Consider the following 23,660-nt stretch of genomic DNA (forward strand, 5'->3'; position numbering starts at 1 on the left):
CTACAGCCACTTGCTCACAGCATTTATAATTTCTTTCTCTAAGGCTTTATTTTCATCGTGGAAGAAAAAGTGGGTACCGTCTATCATTTTATGGCTAAAATCGTTAGAGGCTTGTTTTTGCCATGCACGAATTTGTTCTTCGCTTACATGGTCATCTTTTGTTCCACCGTAAGCAATGATTTCGCAAGGTAAGGATTTTTCTTCACGATAGTGGTATGTTTCACTTACGGTGACATCTGCGCGAATCATCGGTAAAAATACTTTGAGCATTTCTGCGTTGTCCCATAATTTATCGGGAACATCAGTGATTGTTTTGCGCAGTACCGCGATCATTTGTTCGTCTGGCAATCGGTGTATTTGTACAGTATCATCAGGAAGATGTGGTGACTGGTGTGCTGCGACGAGGAGTTGCTTTGGTAGCGTTTGATTTTCGCGACGTAATTTACGTACCATTTCAAAAGCCACTAGTGCTCCAAGACTATATCCAAAAAATACCGCTGGTATGTCTAATAGATTTTTCACGTCGGGATAAATTGCCTCTACCAGCTTATCTATGCTATTTAACAGTGGCTCTTTGATCAAATTTTCTCGTCCAGGATATTGGATAGGAACAACCTCGACACCTTCTGGCATCGCATCCTGGAAAGTACGAAATAGCGATGCTCCTCCTCCAGCGTACGGAAAACAAAATACGCGTAATCTAGGTTTTGTCAATGGTACATGATAGTGAATTTTTTTTGTGACTGGCATTTGTAAAAATCCACCGCTGCGTAAATCTTCTACGCATTTTTTTACTGTTGTTACGATTTGCTTAATGTCTTTCTTGGTATGAGCTGTAGAGAGAAAACATACACGTCCTTCCCATATATAAACACCGTGGTAGTTCATATGATGGAAGAACAAGTCGACATCAAATGGAATAAAAAAGCCTTTGGCTTCGCGCGGCACAAAGCGAAATATAGATGCGCAGCTCACTACTTTAATCGGAACATTGTTCTCTTCTAAATAAGTATTTAGCTCCGACACTAACTCAGCGGTAAGTTGGTTTAAATTATCGTATAATGTTGGTCCTTGTTCTTTCAGGTGATTTACCACTGCGTTTGCTGCAGCCATGGTGAGAGGATTTTTACTAAAAGTTCCGCCAAATACTGTGCTTGGTTTTCCTGGAAAAGAATCATCACCAAATTGCCAATAACCGCCGTCGACGGCATCGAGATATTCCGCCTTACCTGCAACAACTCCAATTGGAATTCCACCACCAATGATTTTACCATAAGTGACAATATCAGCGCGCACATCGAACCATTCTTGTGCTCCACCGCGCTTTAAACGAAAACCAACTAAAACTTCGTCGAAAATTAGCGGTACTTTGTTGTCTTGCGTTATTTTGCGTAATTGTTGAATAAATTCGCGTGGCTCAATATGTGGACTTCTACTACGCACGGGCTCAATCATTACTCCTGCAATGTCTTGGGCATTCGCTTCTATAAAATCTAGAGAAGCTGGATCATTGTAATCTAGAACGACAATATCTTGCACTAAACTACGTGGTATTCCCGTAGTAAATTTGGCAGGGTAAGTTTTTCCCGATGGTGTGCGATATGCCCATAAGCTGTCGTGCATACCGTGGTAGGAATTATTGAAAATAACAATCGCTTTACGATTAGTTACCGACCTAGCTAGGCGCATCGCGTACATTACTGCTTCTGTACCGGTATTACAGAAAGCCACACGCTCATTGCCTGTTAACTCGGCAATTCCTCTTGCAACATCGTTGGCTAGCATCGCTTGCGGTCCAACTTGAATACCTAATTCTAATTGCTTTTGGATTGCTTCTACAAGAAAGCCAGCACCATGCCCGAATAAATGCACACCAAATCCCATACTTACATCAAGGTATTCATTGTCATCTACATCCCAAATTTTTACTTTGTTTGATTTCGCACCAATGATAGGGTAAATAATTTCTTTCGTTTCCATACGAAAAATAAAATAAGTACGACGGTCTGCTAAATGACGACGATTGTCGCCAGTGATTTGTTTTGAGGTTTTTGTTTTTGCTGTAAAGCGCTGTAAAAAATCTTCAAGATATTGCTGTTGTTGTACTGTTAAATCGGCTGCCGTTGGTGTTCCTGAAGATTGCGCAGCAAGCGTAGTTTTTGGACCAACAAGTTCTTTTTCATCACTAGCTGCTAACCCTTGGAGTTGCCTTTTTTGTAAATCAAGAACTTGATCTGCTCCCTCACTACGCAACATATCCAAATGCTGCGCCATCAACTTCATTTGGTTCGCGAGTATTTGTTCCATGTCATTTCCTGCTACAGCAGAAAAGTCATCACTTTTAACAGCAGTAGTTTGTTGTTCTTCTGGCAATTTACTGTTAATTAAATTGGCAAGATCACGAAGATTAGTAACATCTTCAACTAATTCTTGAAAAGAGATAACTACCGCAAATTCTTCGCCTATGAGTTGCGCTATTTGAATCAGTAAAAATGAATCACCACCCATTTCAATAAAAGAAACGTCTTCTTCCATTTCATTTACTTCTATGCCGAATAGATCAGAGGCCATTACTTTTAAGCGCGACATGATTCGATTTAAACGCGTACTTGAAGTCTTAGCAGTATATTGTTGAGTGGCTTTTTGCTTTACATTGTCGCGCGTTTTTGCGATGACGTCTGCAAAAATCTCAGGAGTTGCGTCTTCGCGAAATTGCAGCATAAATTTTTTCCAGGTGATGTCTATGGCAACTACTTGCGAATATTCGCGTTGTGCGACAACATTCTCTAGTACAGAAAAACCCTGTGCGACAGAAAAATCATTTGAACCAAGTGCCTTAAGAACTTGCTGTTGATTGCTCTCTACCGCCATGCCTTGTTTTGCCCATGCGCCCCAGTTGATTGTTATGTGATGATCGAAATGATGCGCTAAAGCATCCTGGAAAGAATTGGCAGCACTATAGCTTGATTGCCCCATAACTCCGTATAAAGAGAGTATCGAAGAAAAATGTAAACAAAAATCGATGTCGGGAAAGCATTGTTGTAAGTTCCAACTTCCGATTGTTTTTGGTGAAAGTACTTTGTTAAATGATTGCCAAGTGGTATTTGCCATCGATAAGCCATCGCCCAAAATGCCGGCAGCGTGAAAAATCCCACTTACTTTTGGCGAATCGACAACTAACTGTTGCACTTGTTTCACTTCACTAATATCGCATACTACGCTTTTATAATTGATTTTCCAAGAATCTATTTGCTGTTGTTGTTCAATAGAAGGCTGTTTACAATCTACTAGTATTAAATTTTTTACACCGCGCTCCACCAATTGTTGTGCAATCGCAAAACCAATTGCTCCCAAAGCTCCAGTGATCATATATGCAGTATCTGATTTCCAAGATATTGTTTTGTTTGCCACTTTAGGATACGGTTGTAAACTAGGCTGATAGCGTTTTTCACCGCGCAGTGCCGTTCGCGAACTGTAGGAATTGTTCTCCATTTCTTGGTACAATAGTGAAATATCGGTGTCACCATCAATATCAATAATTCCTGCACACCACTGTGGATATTCAATGGCAATTGCACGCGCCATCCCCCACAACAGAGATTGTGAAACAGAAACTTCATTGCCAAGCGCACAAACATTTTTTGTTATAAGCCAAATATGTTTGGTGAATTCGATTTGTTCTGTTAAAGCGCGAACAAGCCCAAATACTTGTTTGCTGTTTTCTATTCCTGCATCTAATTCTTGAGCATTATTCTCTATTCCCCAAAAATAAACAATATGATCAACATTTTGCTCTTTGCTAATACTTGTAAATAGTTTGGTGAAATCTTGCTGATTTGCTTCAACAGTGAAGTGTTGGTCAGAAGTTTGTTGAAAGTTTTTTCCTCTTTCGACAACAATCACTTGTTGGTCTCTTTCGCGAAGATATTTACAGAAATTTTGCGCGCTTTGTCCTTCATTAAATATCAGCCAACGTTTTTTAGTGGTTACCTCTGTGGTAAGCGCGGCAACATTTTGCCATTCTATATGATAACAATGTTCACCAAATTCAGTTGTTGTTGGAATTTTTACTTCTGGCGATTTTTTTGGTAATGTCGTAGCAATTTTATGAGGTTGTGGTGACACACTTGTCTCAGATGCTCCTTCATTATCAAGCCAAAAAGACTTACGTTGGAAAGCATATGTCGGTAATGAAACGCGTTTAACATCTTGACCGAGAGTTACCGTAGGCCACTCTACTTTATAGCCTATAGAATAAAGTTTCCCTAAATTTCCAAGTATTTGTTTTACATTACCATTACTACTACGGATACTGAACAACCAACGCACATCTTTATCTTTAATAAATCTACGTGCCATGGCAATCAAAACTGGTGAAGGGCCTATTTCAATAAAATCGCGATAGCCCGCATCATAAACATGCTGGGTGGCACTTTGAAAGCGTACTGTCGCCATAATATGTTGTTGCCAATATTTTGCAGTTGCAATGCTACTATCTGCTTCTTTACCACTTACATTAGAAATCAACTTTATCTTCGGTAAATGATATTGTATTTGCTCTGCAACGGCCATAAAATCATCGAGAATAGGGGTCATCAAAGGCGAATGGAAAGCATGAGAGACAACCAGCTCTTTGCTGTCAATCCCTTCTTTATCAAAAGCTTCACAAATTTTGCTTACTGCTTCACTTTGGCCAGAAATAACATTGTTTTTTGGGCCATTTGCAGTAGCAAGTGATACAACGTCTTTATATTCACTTATTGCAGCCGCTACTTGCTCTTCGCTAGCAAAAATAGCTGCCATACTTCCACTACGTGGTAAACTTTGCATCAAGCGTCCGCGTTCACTGATCAATTTAAGTCCATCTTCAACAGAGAAAACACCAGCAATACACGCAGCGGCAAATTCTCCGACACTATGTCCCATAACCACGGTTGGCTGAATTCCCCAGCTCATCCATAGTTGAGCTAAGGCATATTCAATGCAAAATAACAGTGGTTGGGTAATAGCAGTATCATTAATGTCTATATCACAAGAATCATCGTAGAGAATTTCGGTAAGAGGATGTGGTAAATAAGCTGCGCTGCACTTCGAACACTCATCTATTGCTTTGCGAAAAACACTTTGCGTTTCGTATAGTTGTTTTGCCATTTTAGGATATTGCGAACCTTGTCCTGTAAATAAAAAAACAACACCTTTATTACGCTGTTCTTTACCAATAGCTACAGTTCGTACTTGTTCTCCGTCAGCTATTTTTTGTAAAGAAGTTGCTATCTTATTTACATCACTGTCAGCAATCGCCATGCGATGTTTAAAATGGTTGCGTCCGCTTTGTAAACTGTAGCATACATCAGCGAGTTGATGATTGCTATTTGGAAGATACGCAGCATACTTTGCGGCAAGAGCGCGCAATCCACTCTCAGTCTTTGCTGATAGTATGAATAAATTTTCAGCACAAGAAATTCCACTGCGTTTTGCAACAGGCGCTTGTGATAAAACAACATGTGAATTTGTGCCGCTAAAACCAAAAGAGCTCACACCAACAATTTTTTGTTGTTCCTCCCACGACTCACCTTCTTTTGTTACTTTAATTGCGAATTTATCCCAGCCAATGTGAGGAGTAGGTGTTTCAAAATGCAAATGTGCGGGTAAATATTGGTGTTTCAAACAAAGAATAGATTTAATGAGGCCAGCAATCCCTGCAGCAGCTTCAAGGTGCCCAATATTGGTTTTAATAGAGCCCACCTTTAGAACAGGGCTTTGTGGTTTATCGCGCTCAAGTACTTTGGCTAAAGATTGAATTTCAATAGGGTCACCAAGTGATGTTCCGGTTCCGTGGCACTCAATATAACTAACCTCTTGTGGTGAAATACCGCCGCTGCGTAGTGCATTGCGAATCACTAATTGTTGAGAAACACCATTCGGGACCGTGAGACCACTGCTTTTTCCATCGTGGTTGACAGCTGAACCGCGAATCACCGCTAAAATATTATCGCGGTTTTTCACAGCATCATCTAAACGTTTTAACACAATAAAACCGCAACCTTCACCGCGCACGTAACCATTAGCCTTAGCGTCAAAAGTTTTACAACGTCCATCAGCAGACATCATCCGCGCTTTTGAAAAATAAATAGTTGCCTCTGGGCTGAGAATTAGACTGACCCCACCAGCAAGAGCCATATTGCATTCTTTATTACGTAAACTTTGGCATGCCATATGAACAGTCACTAGAGAAGAAGAGCAAGCGGTATCAATCGCAACATTAGGTCCTTGGAACCCAAGCAAGAACGAAAGACGACCAGAAGCAACGCTAAAGGTATTTCCCGTTCCAGAATAAACATCGACGTCGCGTTTTGCTGCGCGATTGTAAATACGTTCGTAGTCATTATTACTGATACCTAGGAATACACCAACAAGTTCATCTTTCCATAGTTCAGGAGCCTGTGCACCATCTTCAAGAGCTTCCCACGCTGTTTCTAGAATAAGACGTTGTTGCGGGTCCATCATCCGCGCCTCGTTGGGAATAATTCCAAAAAAACTAGCATCAAATTTATCGGCATTATCAACAAAACTTCCCCAACGCGTATAGGTTTTACCAGGAGCGCTTGGGTCAGGATCATAATAGTCATCTATATTCCAGCGCTCTTTAGGAACCTCAGTCACCGCATCCTTTTTATCAAGAAGCATTTGCCATAATTTTTCTGGAGTATCTGCGCCACCAGCAAAACGACAACTCATCCCAACTACAGCAATGGGCGTACTCGGAGCATCTTCCCATTCGCGTACTTTCTGTCGCATTCTTCTTACTTCAATAAGCGCTTCTTTGAGTAATTCCCTTGAGCTTTTTTTAGGCCCTTCCATCATTGTTCCCTTCTCTGATTTCTCTTAGCTCGTTTTCTAACAGATCCATAAGTTCCTCTTCGGAAAGATCATCGAAATTTTGTTGTTCTTCCACAGTTGTCTGTGTTATTTGCGGTGTTTTTTCCTCTACAATTTCTGGTGTTTCTTGTGGCGACGTATCTCCAAAAATATCATCAATAAGATAATTAGTTAAAGATTCAATCGTTGGGTAATCAAAGACTAAAGAGGTCGCAAGAGTGTAACCAAGATTTATCTCAAGTGTATTTTTAAACTCCATCGCGGTAAGCGAATCCATTCCTAAGTCAAAAAATCCCATATCTGGGGCAACGTCTTCACCTGATTCTAACTGTAAAACTTTAGCAATTTCATCGCGAATATGATGAATCAATATTTCTTGACGTTGTTTATTTGAATCCGTGTCACGCAATTTTTCTAAAATCTCTGCCTTAGGAGTTTCGCTTTTCACTGTAAACTGTTTTTTGGCCTCAGTAACAAGTGTATCCATCCATCTTGCCTGTTGATTAATAGCGAGCTGCTCCATAAATTTTTGCTTGTTATTGGCAATCACTCCTACTTGCGGATGTCCTTTGGCAATAAGTAGTTCTAAAATCTTAAGACCTTGTTGCGATTTCAAACTTTCAATACCACGTCTCTCCCAAATAGCTTTACCACTTTTTTGCGCAGCGGCGGCCATGCCTGTTTCTCCCCAAGGCCCCCAATTAATTGATGTTGCGCACAAACCTCGTGAATGACGGTAATGAGCTAAACCGTCAAGAAAAGCATTTCCAGCAGCATAATTCGCTTGTCCAGGAGACCCCATAAAAGACGCAACAGACGAAAATAATACGAAAAAATCTAAATCACAATTTAAGGTTAACTCGTGAAGATACCAAGCACCGCGCATTTTTGGTCGTAAAACTTTGTAAAAACGTTCTTCATCTTGTTGAGCAATAAAACCATCGTCGACAACACCAGCAGCGTGGATAACTCCTTTGATTTCTGACATGGTATTTTTGATTTCATTCATCACTTTGCGTAAACTATCTTGGTCACATACATCAGCAGCAAAACACTTAATCGTTGCAGGAGCACAATTAGCGATGTTTTGTTGCTGCTCAAGTTGCGGTTGGCGACGACTAATAAGAGCAATATTTTGCGCACCATTTTCAACTAACCACTTCATGATAAGTTGTCCAAGACCACCAAGTCCACCAGTAACAACATAAGTTCCTTCGCGATTCAAAGCAAACTCGCGCTGCATTCGTCCACAAACCACAACTTTACCAATGTGCTTTGCGCGCGCCATGTACCTAAAAGCGTGAATTGTTTTTTCTTGTCTAAAAACTTTATGCGGCAAACCGCGAAAGTAACCTTTAGCAAAATCATCTTGTAACCTGTTGTACATTTCGCTCATAATTGCAGAATCATTCTCCGCCATTTCTGCCAAATCAAAATTATGGTATTCGATATCATTATATATTTTGCTTACTTGTTCTTCGTTTAAAATTTCCATCTTGCCAATTTCAATGAATCGTCCTTGCGGTGCGAGCAGTTTTATACTTTCACTAATATAATCTCCTGCAAGAGAGTTGAGAACGACATCTATACCGCGTTCTCCAACATTATCTTGTATTTGCTGTGCAAAATCTAAGGACCGCGAATCCATTACGTGTTTTATACCCAAATCACGTAAAAATTTTCTTTTGCGCTCACTACCAGCTGTCGCAAAAATTTCTGCCCCAACATGTTTAGCAAACTGGATAGCTGCTTGACCAACACCTCCTGCGGCCGAGTGGATTAAAATGCGTTCTCCGCTTTGTAAGTTTGCTAACTTCCATAAACCATAGTATACAGTTAAAAAAGTAATTGGAATTGTTGCGCCTGCAGCAAATGATACGTTTGCTGGCTTTTTCACTGCTAAGTACGCAGCAGTCGTGACATATTTTCCAAAACTAGCTGGTGCAATTGCCATCACTTCATCACCAACCTTATGCTCAGAAACACCTTCTCCAATAGCCACAACTTTACCACTACATTCGCCACCCAAATGCCCCGCATCACCAGGATACAGATCTAGGGCGTTCATCACATCGCGAAAATTAAGTCCGGTGGCCGCCACTTCAATTTCTACTTGGCCTTTTTGAGGAACATGACGATCTGTCGCGACGTAATGTAAATTTTTTATCAAGCCTTTTTTAGTCATATCTAAACGATATGGGCCATCTGGTACATGTAAAAAGTTTTGCTGTTTTAAATATGTTTCGTAAGGAACAACGCGCAACGCAAATCTTTCTTCAAAACGATATGCTACCTGTTCTTCTTGTTGTGCACAACATTCGGCAATGATATCCTTAACGCTACTTTGGTCCTGTGATTCAATATCTATAACCGTACATTTCCACTCGGGTCTTTCTAAAGTTATTACTTTTGCAAAACCATTTAATGCGGTTGAAAAAATAGTATTTGTCTCTTGTTCAACACATACACTATTCTGGGTGACAATGTTAAGTTGATATTTTCCTTTATCTATTGCCATCTTTTGAGTTAATTGTAGTAAAGTAATGCTTTGTGGTTCTGTTTGTTGTTTAGGAGCAATAAAAACAATTTTTTGCAATGTCGTCTCTGAGTTTTTCTTTTCTACAAATTCTTGAGGCAATAGTCTAGTGACCTTAGCTTCAGCATTTTCTAGGCGCGAAACAATTTCTTTGGCAAGTGTTTCTTCTTTTTCGGCTATCACAACCCATGATTGCGTATTTATTTGCTGCTGTTCATTGTCAAGTGGGCGTTTTTGCCAACTATGCATAAACCACCAATCGTAAAACTGTCTCTCCCAAACACCATGAACAACTGCACGACTTACACGACGAACACGAAAACCTTCGATCGTTAACACGCATGAACCGTCTCCGTTGTAAATATTTATATTTGCAGCAAACATCTCTGAAGAAGAGGATGGTTGTGGAACGACATGACTAACTACATTTTGTTGCGCTCGTTCATGAAAACAAATAGCGTCTATACTCAAAGGAATGTATACATTGCGTTCATCCTGTTGCGCAATACCAGCAGCAAAAACTTGAAAACAAGAGTCCAAAAGAGCTGGATGCACAAGATATTCATGGTCTTTCTCTTTAGGTAGTTTTACTTCACCTACAAAACCATCGTCGCACTTAGAAATTTTCTGAACACCGCGAAACATTTCTCCATAATCAAGGCCAAGTTGTGCAAGTTGCTCATAGCTTCCTTCGATATCAATTTCAGTACTATTGTTTATTTGTGGCATACCTTGTATAGCATTGTCGTTTATGCGCTCAACATTTGCGCGCAAGTGCTCTTTCCAATCGCCATCTAAACTGTAAATTTGTGCACTAAAACCTCTCTCATTTGTTTGCAGTACCGTTTGTAAGTTGTAACTTTTACCTTTTTCAAAAACTAGAGGCTCTTGTAAGGATATTCCCGATAAACGCCACGGTTCTCCAGTGAGTACTGTATTCGCTGCAGCCATAATTGTTTCTAAATAAGCACTCGCAGGTAAAATGACCATGTCGTAGACTTTATGATCACTAAAAAATTTATATTCTCCAGAGAGAGCTATTTTACTACTAAACACATGACCACTTAGCAGTGGAGACTCTAAACGCGCTCCAAGCAAAGGGTGCTCACTAGGATCTTGCGTTGTAACCGATCGCTTGCTAGAAATATCCCACCAATAGCGCTTTGGTTGAAATGCATAGCTCGGCGCGTCAACAATATTCCCACCTTGATAAATATTGCGCCACTGCGGATTGTAGTTATTTGTATAAAGTTGGGCAAAACTTATTAGCATTTGTTGCGGTTGATTTTTACGTAGAGATGGCAGCCACAAACCTTTACTGCTTTTTACAGAGCGTCGTCCCATACCTAAAAGCACTGGTGCCGGACCAATTTCTATAAAATTCTGGTACTTTTGTTTTTCTAAAAATAACATACTGTCATAAAAACGTACGGCAGACATAACATGTTCACACCAATAATCAGCTGTAAACTCGCGAATAAATTTGCCACTCGAAACGAAAGCTATTTGCGGTGACTGATAATCTATCTCTGACGCGATTTTGCGAAAGTCTTCAATCATCGGTTGCATTAATGGCGAGTGGAAAGCATGTGAAACGGTCAACATTTCAACGCGTATATCCTGCTCTTTATAATTTTTTGCCATTGAAATAATGGTGCTTTCATCTCCAGAGATCACAGTGAGTTGTGGTCCATTTACTGCAGCAATCGCTACTTTTTCATTAGGTAAATCACTTTCTACCTTTTCACAGTTTGTAAATATTACCGCCATTTTGCCGTCTTTAGGTAATTCGGACATTAATCTTCCACGTGCAGCGACTAATTTAACTGCATCGCTAACGGAAAATACTCCCGCAATGCACGCTGCGGCAAACTCGCCAATACTGTGTCCCATCACTACTTGTGGTGCAATACCACGCGATAACCACAATTTCGCCAATGCATATTCGATTGCAAATAGTGCTGGCTGAGTGTAACGTGTATCGTTTATCAACTGTTCTTTGTTTTTACCGAAGAATACTTCGTGTAGTGGTACAGGGAGTTCTTTGTCAAGAAATGTTGCGCACTCATCAAAACTAGCGGCAAACACGCGTTCATTTTGATATAGTTCATGGCCCATCATATGGTATTGTGATCCTTGGCCAGTAAACAACCATGCGAGTTTATCAATCGTTTTGTTATTATGTCCCGTCCATATATTTTTCGACTTACCTGTAGTTAAGAACTCTTGCAAATTTTGTTTGAGTTGTTCTTTGTCTTGCGCGGCTGTACATAAACGATGGTTTAAATGTTGGCGTCCAACATTTGCCGTATAGCAACTATCAACTAGTTTTTCAGGTCCTTGTAGATAATCTAACCATTGCTGTGTATTTTCTCGTAAAGCATTGTCATTTTTTCCTGAGATTGTTAGAACATTGAAATCCGTTTTGGTTGGTCGTGGCGCAGATAGTGGTGCTTCTTCTAGAACAATATGAGCATTTGTGCCTGTAAAACCAAAAGAACTAAGCCCCGCTATTTTTTTGCGTTTTTGTGGCCAATCCCGTAACTCCGTCGCAATTTCGACGGGAATGTTTTTCCATGGTATGAATGAACTTGGTTTTTTAAAGTGCAAATGCGCTGGAATTTTTTGGTGATGCATCGACAAGGCAGTTTTGATGAGACCAGCAACACCAGCTGCAGCTTCGAGATGCCCAATATTGGTTTTTAGAGATCCAACCACAAATGGTTGCTCGCGATCTTGACTCAGTACTTTTCCCAAAGCTTGCAACTCGATAGGATCACCAAGTGAAGTTCCGGTTCCGTGGGCTTCGACATAACAAACATCTTTTGCCGCTACTTGCGCTTCATGTAGCGCTTCGCGTATTACTTTTTCTTGGGCAGGACCATTGGGAGCGGTAAGTCCTCCACTATGTCCATCTTGGTTTACAGCGCTACCTTTGATAACCGCATAAACCATATTGCCGTCCTCAATCGCTTGTGATAAACGCTTGAGAACAACTACCCCGCAACCTTCACCGCGAACATAACCATTTGCACTATCATCGAATGTTTTACAACGTCCATCAGAAGCCATCATCCGTGCTTTGGAAAAGTTAATCGTCGTTGCTGGTGACAACATAAGGTTCACTCCACCAACAAGCGCTAAATTAGATTCACCACTGCGCAAACTTTGGCACGCTAAATGAGTGGCAACTAATGACGAAGAACAAGCGGTGTCTACTGACATGCTTGGCCCTTGTAAGCCTAATATGTAAGATAAACGTCCCGAAGCAGCGCTAAAAGCATTTCCTGTTCCCAAGTAGGCGTGGATTTTTTCCGGGTCACTGTTTTGAGTAAATAGATCAGCATAATCGCGCGTCGAAATTCCCACATATACACCTGTGCGGCTATCCTGTAAGTCAGTTTCTCCGGCATTTTCCAAAGCTTTCCACGCTGTTTCTAATATTAAGCGCTGTTGTGGGTCCATGCTCATAGCTTCGCGTGGTGCAATCCCAAAAAAGTCTGCATCAAATTGCTCAACATCGCTAATAAATCCACCGTATTTGGTATACATTTTTCCAGGGACATTCGGATCAGGATCATAGTATTCATCCATGTCCCATCTTGTTTCGGGAACTTCAGAAATAGCGTCTTTGCCCTCAACGAGCAACTCCCAAAATTCTTCAATGTTACGCGCACCAGGAAAACGACATCCTAAACCAATAATAGCAATCGGTTCGTTGTCTACTTGTTCGCGCTTTGTGGTAATCTCTTGTTGCTCTTGCCATCCAAAAACATCTGTAATTAAGTAATCAGCCATTGCGTCGATATTCGGGTAATCAAAGAGTAGTGTTGCCGGAAGTTCACTGCCAATGGCTGTTTCTACTGCATTTTTAAGTTCTACAGCCATAAGCGAATCTAAACCCATTTCTTGTAAAGCCTGCTCACGATCTATATCATTCGCATCTTCCAAACCAAGAACTTTAGCGACTTCATTACTTAAGAAATCGATAAGCGCAGAACGTCTCTCACTAAAAGGAACATTCTCTAACGACTTGGCAAACTCCGAAGTTCCTTTATGCTCTTGGCGTTGTAAACCGCGTGTTACTTCTTCTAAGAATAGTGGAATCTGCTGTGGAAATTGCTTGATGTATTTGCGCCAATCGAGATCGACAACCACTGATTGTGTCGTATTTTGGGTCAAAAGAGAATGCATGATGTTCATTGCTGCTGTAGGTGCAACGTCTTTAATACCAAAAGCCTTCCGTTGTCTCGCGTCACTGCGCGTTGCCATTCCTACTTCACTCCATGGCCCCCAATTAATAGTTGTGGCCTTAAGACCCAAAGAAATTCGGTGGTGTGCTAGACTATCTAAAAATGCGTTAGCAGCAGTGTAGTTACTTTGTGCAGGCGAGCCTAGAACTGATGTTATTGACGAATACAACACAAAACACTCTAGATTACTTGTCAATGTAGCATTGTGGAGATTCCATGCGCCCAATACTTTCGGAGCAAAGACACTTTTAAAGCGCTTAGGAGTCAATTGCGTAAAAAGGCTATCATCCAAAACACCAGCTGCGTGAAAAACTCCGGCAATTCTAGTTTTTTGCGCAACATTATTACACACACTTGTCACTTGCTGTGCATCACTCAGATCACAACTTACATGAGTAATATCAATATGTTTCCATTTGTCTAATTGCTTCTGTTGGTTTGAATTTGGTGCACTACGACTTAGTAATACAATATGCTCTGCACCTTCTTCAATCAACCATTGTGCTGTTTTTAAACCTAAACCGCCTAAACCACCACTTATGATATAAGCTCCATCACTTGCAATTCGCCAAGTACTTTGCTGTTGAGTTATTACAATTTTACCGATATGTTTTGCTTGGGCCATATAACGAAAAGCATTTTTTGCGTTTTTCAAAGTAAACGTTTTATGTTGTAGTGGTTGCAATTTCTTAGCAGTGAAAAGTACCATAAGTTCTTGTAACATTTCTTGTACAAGTTGCGGAGTGTCGCTGCACATTTCTGCAAGATCGAAAGCTGTGTAACTAACATCGTCGCGTAAAGCGCGTACTTGATCATTATTCCAAATCTCTACTTTACCAATTTCAACAAAGCGTCCATTTTTACTCAAAAGCGCCATGCTTTTACCAATATAGTCACCAGCAAGCGAATTTAGCACAACATCTATTTTGTGATCTTGGGCTATTTGCTCTGCAAAATCCAAAGTGCGCGAGTTCATAATATGCGGAACATTCCAATTTTTTAGAACATTACGCTTTTCGTCATTTCCAGCTGTAGCAAAAATTTGTGCTCCAATATTTTGCGCTAACTGAATAGCTGCAAGTCCTACACCTCCTGCTGCTGCATGGATAAGAACTTTTTCACCTTTTCGTAATTTTGCTACGCGATCAAAGGCGTAGTGGGCAGTGAGAAAAGTAATAGGAATTGTTGCAGCCCCTGCGAAGTCAATGTGTTCTGGTATTTTGGCGGTCAAAAATTTATGAGCAACAACATATTTACTGAAGGAACTAGACGCGATTGCACATACGCGGTCACCCACTACAAATTCAGTTACCGATTCACCTATAGCAGTGACAATTCCAGAACATTCCCCGCCTAGTTTTCCCGCGTCACCAGGATATAGACCTAGTACATTCATAACATCGCGAAAGTTTAGACCAGCACCTTTAACCTCAATCTCTATATGGTTCTCTTCTACGGATGTTCGCGATTTCTCACGTATTTGTAAGTGGTCAATAACGCCCTTAGCGTCCATTGTTAAATGATAGTTTTCAGCAACAGGTAGAGATAATTCTTGTCCTTGATTACTATGGTACCTAGCTAAACGCGCAACATAAACTTCATTGTTGCGTATAGCCCACTGTACTTCACGTTCATTTTGCCCCAAAACGCTTGCGCAACTTTCCACCACTGTAGTACTATCATAATCAATACAGTAGTACTGACAATTTGGTTGTTCGACTGCAAGAGTCTTAACCATTCCCCACAATAGAGCATCTTGAAAGCCAGCCACTGAATCTTCTTCGGTAACTTTAACACTATTTTGGGTAAGCACACATACTTTTTGTAGTTTACGCTTTTTACTTTGCAGTAATGTTACAAGTGGATCGACAATTCCACTATTGTCTCCAGCATAAAGTATATTCGATATTTGCTCAGGAAGCTGTTGCCACAACCACTCCATGTCCTCCTCGCGTATTTCCCATATTGCATCACCTTGCTTGCGATTCTTTCCCAAATACACAACTTGGGTGCTTTCGATATAATTTGTTATTTCAGGTAATATAGGATTTTCTTTAGTAGAGAACAGTAACCAATGACCCGATACGGGAGTTTCTTCGATGCTCTTATTGCGCCATACTTCTTTGTAAAGCATATGCTGATAACTGTCTCGTTGTAAACTTTCGCGATTTACACGGCGAAATTCGCCGTCACCGATTTTGGCAATCACTCCATCATCATCAAAAAGCACAAATTCAGCCTTTATCATATCGCTAGATTGCGCATGTAAACGAGTGATTACTTTGCATTTTTGTACTTGTTCGCGGTAAAGAATAATATTTTTAAAGCGCACTGGTACATATACATTGTCCTTGTTTTCTCCACTGTATAAACTTGCAGCGATAGTTTGCAAACAACTGTCGAGTAAAGCTGGATGTAATTCGTAAGTATGTGATTTTTCGACATCAATATCGGCAATAACTTGTTGATCAGCGTTTACACGCAAATCCTTTATTCCTCGGAACATGCCACTGTATTGTAAACCTAATTTTTCAAGCCCCGCATAGTAATCATTGCAATTTATTTGGGTATGATCTTGTACCTGTACAATATCATCTGCACTATCTTTGCCAATTGCAATTTTTCCAAAAGCGTGTTGTTGCCAATCTTCTTCTACGCGACTAAAAATTTCAAAATCGTAGTCATTGGCTGTTGCACTTAAAGCAATTTGCACAATATGTTTATCCGCTAGTATCAGTGGTTCTCCAACAACAAGCTCATTTATGTGGTGTTGTTGTTCATTAAATACTATTTTTGCTGCTTTCATCACCAATTCAATAAAGCCTGCTGCTGGAAAAACTTCGCGATCAAAAACTTTGTGCCCGGCAAGATATTTTTGCTTATCTAAATGAATTTCACCTTCAATCAATTGTTGCCCTGATACACTGTAGAGTTGCTGCTGCCAAAACGGATGACCAATGCCAGCCACTCCACTACTAGAACTACTATTTGGTAGTTCTAACCAGTAGCGCTTTCTTTGAAAAGGATATGTAGGCAAAGAACAAATACGATGTTTGCTTTTATAGATTTTTTCCCATGGAAAGTCATAACCCTTGGTAAAAAGATCGCATATACTTTTATGTAGTTGTTGGCGTTCTGATTTACCTTTACGCAAAGAAGGTAATAAATGAACCTTGGCTTTACTTGGAAAACAGCGTCGTGCCATACCAAGAAGTACTGGTGCAGGCCCAATTTCAACAAAGGCATTATATCCTTGTTTGTAAAGCATTTGAATACTATCGTTAAAGCACACTGCATTTAAAATATGCTCACACCAATACGCAGCGCTATACGTATTTTCATCAGCAAAGCGTGCAGTAACATTAGCAACAACTGCTATTTGTGGAGAATGATAAGTCAATTGTTCGGCAATTTTTCGAAATTCAGTGATCATTGGTTGCATCAGTGGTGAATGAAATGCGTGGGAAACAGTAAGTGGCTCAACGCGTACATCTTGTTGTGTAAAATAACTACTGAGTTCGGCGACTTCTTGTTTATCGCCAGAAATTACCGTATTTTGCGGGCCATTTTTGGCGGCAATTGTAACATTGTTGTATTTTGCAAGTTGAATATTAACACTTTGCGCGTCGCTAAAAATAACCACCATTGAGCCATTTTGAGGTAGAGCACTCATTAATTTACCACGAGCAATAACCAGTTTCAGGGTATCTTCTAGAGACATAACTCCAGCGATGCAAATGGCAGCAAATTCTCCAATACTATGTCCCATAACCGCTTGTGGTTGTATTCCTCGCGAAATCCAAACTTTGGCAAGCGCATATTCAATAGTAAAAAGCGCTGGTTGGGTATATTTGGTTTCGTGGATAGCCTCGTTATCCGCAAATATAATTTCGCGCAATGATTCAGAAGTTTGTTCGCGAAAAATTTCATCACAATAGTTTAATACTTCCCGGAAAATAGGCTCTGTATCATATAGCTCTTTTCCCATACCAGAGTACTGTGATCCTTGGCCTGTAAACAACCATGCGGTTTTATCAATATTCTTAGGTGCCTTGTCATAACTAATATTGAGATTTCTTTTTCCCAATACATAGTCATTTAAATATTGTTGAAGCTCAGCTTTGCTTTCTACCCAACAAGCTAAACGATGTATAAAAGGCATACGTCGAGTGTTCGCCGTATAACAAATTTCACTCAAACTACCTTCCGGCAGTTGTGTACTCCATTTTTTAGCGAGCGCTTTTAAACCTAGTTCACTATGAGCTGACATCGTGAAAAGCTCTAGAGATTGTGGTGAATCTACTTGCTGCACATTTGTATCCGCATGTCCGACAATTACATGGGAATTGGTTCCAGTAAATCCAAAAGAACTGATACCAGCGATACGTTTTTGCGGTTGTGGCCATTCACGTAACTCGCGAACAATTTCCGCTGGAATGTCTTTCCACGGAATATATGGACTTGGTTCCTTAAAATGCAAATGCGCTGGAATTTTTTGATGGTGTATAGCTAAAACCGTTTTTATCAACCCAGCAATACCTGCAGCAGCTTCTAAATGTCCAATATTAGTTTTTAATGAACCAACACAAAAAGGTTCTTCGCGTTCAGTAGAAAGTACTTTGCCCAAAGCTTGCATTTCAATAGGATCACCTAAAGATGTTCCGGTACCATGCGCTTCTATATATTGAATATCTTTTGCACGAAGATTTGCCATATGTAAAGCTTCACGTATTACTTTTTCTTGTGCTGGACCGTTTGGAGCTGTTAAGCCACCGCTTGGACCATCTTGATTTACAGCGCTACCATGAATTACAGCTAGAATATTATTTTTGTCTTCAATAGCATCACTAAGGCGTTTTAAGATAACAACTCCGCAACCTTCTCCGCGAACATAACCATTGGCTTTAGCATCAAAAGTTTTGCAGCGTCCATCTGCTGCCATCATTCGCGCTTTACAAAAATTGATTGTTGTGCTTGGTGATAAAATTAAATTTACTCCACCAACTACGGTGAGGTTTGATTCACCGCTGCGCAAGCTCTGACAAGCTAAATGTGTTGCCACAAGAGAAGAAGAGCATGCTGTATCTATCGACATGCTCGGACCTTGTAAACCAAGTAAATAAGATAGGCGGCCTGATATAGCGCTAAATGCGTTTCCTGTTCCTAGATAAGCGTGTATTTTACTTGGATCATTTGAACGCGTGAAAAGATCAGCATAGTCACGTGTAGAAACCCCAACAAATACACCAGTACGACTGTTGCGCAGCTGTGGTTTCATTTCTCCTGCTTTTTCAAGAGCTTCCCAACTCACTTCTAGAAATAAACGTTGCTGGGGGTCCATACTCGCAGCTTCTCGCGGGGCAATACCAAAAAATCCTGCATCAAACAAATCTACATTATCGACGAATCCGCCGTGTTTGGTGTACATTTTTCCTGGTGCATCAGGGTCAGGATCATAGTATTCATCTAAATCCCACCGGCTTTGTGGAACTTCACTTACGGCATCAACACCTTCAACCAGCATATTCCAGAAACTTTCGCTGTCACCTGCTCCTGGAAAACGGCAACTCAAACCGATAACAGCAATTTTTTCGTCATTTGCTGAAATTTTTGTGGTCGAGATTTCTTTAATTACTTGTTCTTCCCAAGCAAAAACATCATTGATTAAATAATCGACAATTGCTTCGACATTTGGATAGTCAAAAAGTAGTGTTGTTGGTAAGTCTTGTTGTAATTCCTGTTCTACAGCATTTTTTAACTCCACCGCCATCAATGAATCTAAACCCAGTTCCTGTAGAGGTTGTTGTAATTGAATTGATTCAGAATCAACTCCCATAATATTACTTACTTGGCTACTCACAAATTGCAATAAGTAATTGCGTCTTTCGGTAAGCGGTATTTTTTCTAAATCGCTAGTTAACTGCGAAGAGCTTGATTTCTTTTTGTGACCAAGACCACGCGTTACGTTTTGCAAGAAAGGAGATATTCGTCCCTGAGATTTGACAATTTGTTGCCAAGATACATTCATTGCTGCTACTTGCGGATGTGGTTGAGAAATGAGATTCTCAAAAATAGCGATTGCTGTGTCAGGCTTTAAATCTTTGATGCCAAACGAACCTTTGCGTTTATCAGCGGTACGCGCCGCCATTCCTATTTCTGCCCACGGCCCCCAATTAATACTCGTCGCTGGTAATCCCAAAGTATAGCGTTTATAAGCTAACGCATCGAGAAAAGCATTGGCGGCGGCATAGTTTGTTTGCCCAGGTGACCCAATCAATGAAGCCACAGAAGAGTACATTGCAAAAAAGTCAATAGGTTCTTTTAATGTTGCTTGGTGTAGATTCCACGCACCTTTTATTTTGACGTCCATTACCTCACGAAAATTCTGTGAAGTTTGCTGTAAAAATAGCGCATCTTTTAGAACGCCGGCAGCATGAATAACTCCTTTGATAGGAAGAGGTAATGTCTTGAGTGCTGCAGACAAATTTTCATAGTGAGTTACATCGACTTGATGTAGTGTAATGTTTGCTTGTGAAGTGAGGTGAGCTACTTTTTTACGCCGTGCATTATCAATTGCACTTGTTCCAAGTAACGCGATATTGGTCGCTCCCTTAGAAATTAACCACTCCGCAGCTTTAATTCCTAGTCCCCCAAAACCTCCACTAATGACATAACTGCCTTCACTGCTTATGTTCCACGTTGGTTTTTGGGTAAGCACTACTTTGCCAATATGCTGCGCTTGCGCCATATAACGAAAAGCAGTTTTTGCTTCGCGTAGATCAAAAGATTTGTGCGGTAAAGTTTTGATATTTTTCTCTACAAATAGTTGTAGAATATCGCGAAACATTTGTTGTACGGTTTGGGGTTGTGCGCTACAAATTTCGGCAAGATCAAAAGCATTATAGATCACATCATCGCGATAAATTTTTACTTGTTCTTCACTCCATACTTCTACTTTACCTATCTCTACAAAATGCCCATCTTTACGCAACAAATTCATGCTTTTTGGAATATATTCACCAGCAAGCGAATTGAGAACAATGTCAATTCCATCTGTTTTTACTATATCGCGAATTTGCGATGCAAACTCTAAAGAGCGCGAATTAAAAACATAGTCAACTCCTTGCGACAATAACAAATTGCGTTTTTTCTCACTTCCTGCGGTGGCAAAGATTTGCAAACCAAAACTTTTTGCGAGTTGCACTGCAGCTTGTCCAACTCCTCCTGCAGCTGAATGAATAAGTATCTTTTGTTTTGTTTTTGCGTTAGCTAAATTTTTTAGACCATAGTAAGCCGTTAGAAAAGTCACAGGAACAGTTGCTGCTTGTGTAAAACTTAGATCTTCCGGTTTACAAGCGATCAACGACCTATTGGCGATTACATAGCGATTAAAGCTACCTGCGGCAATCCCAAAAACGTGGTCACCAATTTTTATGTCTTTTATATTCTCGTGCACACTCACAATTGTTCCTGCAAACTCAGACCCCATTGCTCCAGCATCACCAGGATATAAGCCTAAGGCATTCATGACATCGCGAAAATTGAGCCCAGAAGCAAACACTTCTACTTCGACTTCTCCTTCTTGTACAACTTTTCGTTGTTGTGGCACAAGTTCTAGATTTTCGATAACCCCTTTATTGAGAATATCAAGTTGGTATGCTTCACTTTGTGGAATAGTTAGGTAGTCGCGGTATGTTTTTTCGTATTTATTTAGCCGTGCGACATAGAATTTGTCACCGCGGATAGCAAATTGCCGTTCTTCGCTATTGTCTTGCAGTATAGGAATAATATTTTGTTGCTCATTTGCGATATCAATACAACTCGTACCAAGTTCTGGCAATTCAACAGACAGCGTTTTCATCATTCCCCACAAAGGAGCACCCACAAGATTTAATTGGTCGTTGATTTCTACTTGTTGTGCGTTTGCTGTTATTATTGATAATTTTGCAATCGCTTTGTGTTCTTTAGCTGTTTGTATGATACTTAATATACTAAGAGTTTGGTTTTGTAAATCGTCCATATTTGTGGATGTGGCATCATAAACAATATGGAATGACTTACCATCTTGAACAATTTGTTTCCACAACCATTCGAGATCTTCATTGTTGTTTTCTCGTATATAATATTTTCCGTTTTTACAACAACAATTTTCGCCAAAAATAACGATATCTTTTTGCGCTACTCCTAGGTCAATTTCGCCAAAAACTAGCCAATTGTGATCAACTTGCGATGAAGTGCTTGGTGAATAAACGGCCCAATCACTTGTATAAAGAGAATCAAGTACTTGTAAATCACTACCACGCAGTGCTCCACGTTTACTGCGTTTAAATTGTACTTTTTGTAAAACAGCAATAAGATTATCATTTGTATCCCACAAAGTTACATCGGCACTTACCACTTCGCGTTGCTCTGTTTTATGTAAAAATAAATCGCAGTGAATTTCTTCGCTGATTTTTCCTAATAATGTTAGTTTTTGTACAGCAATAGGAATATAAACATCTTGCCCTTCTTGGAGCAAAGCTGCTAAAGTTTGTAAACAGCCGTCTAGCGCTGCAGGATGCAAATAGTAGTCATCACTTTCACTAACAGCTATTTTAGAGAAAACATGATCGAGACTTGTTTGAATATGGCGAATTGTTTGGAAATTTTTGCCATAACTTAAGCCTATTTTTTTTAACTCTGTGTAATACTGATTACTATCGACAAGAGGGCCTTCTACATCTGTTTTTTCTACCTCTATTGCCGTATCTTCGCTACTGATTTTTCCAGTAGCATGTGTTTTCCAAGCTTTATATATGAACTCATCCGCGGTGGAACTCACAATTTCAAAAGTAGCGTTTTCCTCGTTTTGAGGGGTAACCACTACCTGCAATGTGATTCCATCATTGCCAAGAATAAGTGGTTCGTATATTGAAAAATCGCTAATGCCGATAATAGCATCACCAAAAAGCTGTTTTGCAGCGGCACAGGCAATTTCTAAATAGCCTGTTGCGGGGAAAACGATCATATCAAAAACTTTGTGATCTTTAAGGTACGGAAACTCTTTACTACTAATAAATGATTCAAAAATGATCTGGCCACTTGCTGTATAAATTTGTTGTTGTAGAAATGGATGCCCACCGCTTCGATAATGAATGTGTTTTTTTTGGTATACTGGATTATCTACCCAGTATTTTTGAAGGTGAAAAGGATACGTTGGTAAATCCACTTTAGGATAATTGTCATGCGGATACAAAGTATTCCATTTAAAATCAATACCTAAAGTATATAGTTTCCCAAGAGCCCCTAACCACTCACCAATATCTTCGCGACCTTTGCGCAGAGTTGGTATAAACTCAATATCGCGCTGGCTTATACAACGACGTGCCATCCCACACAACACAGGTGCTGGACCTAGTTCTACGAATAATTTGTGCTTGTTTTCAACAAGATAAGCAATAGACTCCGAAAAACAAACTGCGTTACGAATATGCTGACACCAGTAATCTGCTGATAGTATCTCTTTACCTGCTGGTTTTGCCGTCAAATTGGAAATTAAATTAATATTAGGTAGTTTGAGTTCTATATCTTTAAATGCTGTTGCAAAATCTTCTAGCATCGGTTCCATAAGTGGCGAGTGAAATGCATGCGAGACAGTTAAAGGCTCAACGCGAATATCCTGTAGTGCGAATTGTTTTTTTATTTGTGCAATACTATTCTTTTCACCAGAGATCACTATATTTTTTGGGCCATTGTACGCAGCAATGGCAACGCTATCCTGGTGATGTTTAATAATATCTTCAACGATTCCTTTATCGGTAAAAGCAACGAACATCGCGCCATTTTGTGGTAGGCTGTGCATAAGTTGTGCACGCTTAACTATAAGCTTTAGACCATCTTCAACAGAAAAAACGCCAGCAATACATGCGGCAACATATTCACCAACACTGTGCCCAAGTAGCGCTTTAGGTCTTATTCCTTCTTCAAGTAACGTTTTCGCAAGAGAATACTCT

The 23,660-nt window shown here is 40.1% G+C and carries 2 protein-coding genes (1 of these 2 only partly in view); both read right to left on the bottom strand.

Going from position 1 to position 23,660, the window contains the following annotated elements; all coding sequences use genetic code 11:
• Positions 1-6,864, bottom strand: coding sequence for an aminotransferase class III-fold pyridoxal phosphate-dependent enzyme (locus tag UABHE_RS23690; RefSeq protein ID WP_372365771.1), 6,864 nt, complete (start codon positions 6,862-6,864; stop codon positions 1-3).
• On the bottom strand, positions 6,848-23,660 hold the 3' portion of the coding sequence (locus UABHE_RS23695; protein WP_372365772.1) for an SDR family NAD(P)-dependent oxidoreductase. 1,877 nt of this gene lie beyond the right edge of the window; the window shows 16,813 of its 18,690 coding nt (coding positions 1,878-18,690); its start codon lies off the right edge, out of view; its stop codon occupies positions 6,848-6,850. The genes UABHE_RS23690 and UABHE_RS23695 overlap by 17 nt, the downstream gene beginning before the upstream one ends.

It is taken from the genome of Candidatus Uabimicrobium helgolandensis (assembly GCF_041508025.1).
GTDB classification, from domain to species: Bacteria; Planctomycetota; Uabimicrobiia; order Uabimicrobiales; family Uabimicrobiaceae; genus Uabimicrobium; species Uabimicrobium helgolandensis.

Bases quoted from the DNA above. Each gene is read 5' to 3' on its own strand.
- UABHE_RS23690 (WP_372365771.1), bottom strand. From the start codon at position 6,864: ATGATGGAAGGGCCTAAAAAAAGCTCAAGGGAATTACTCAAAGAAGCG.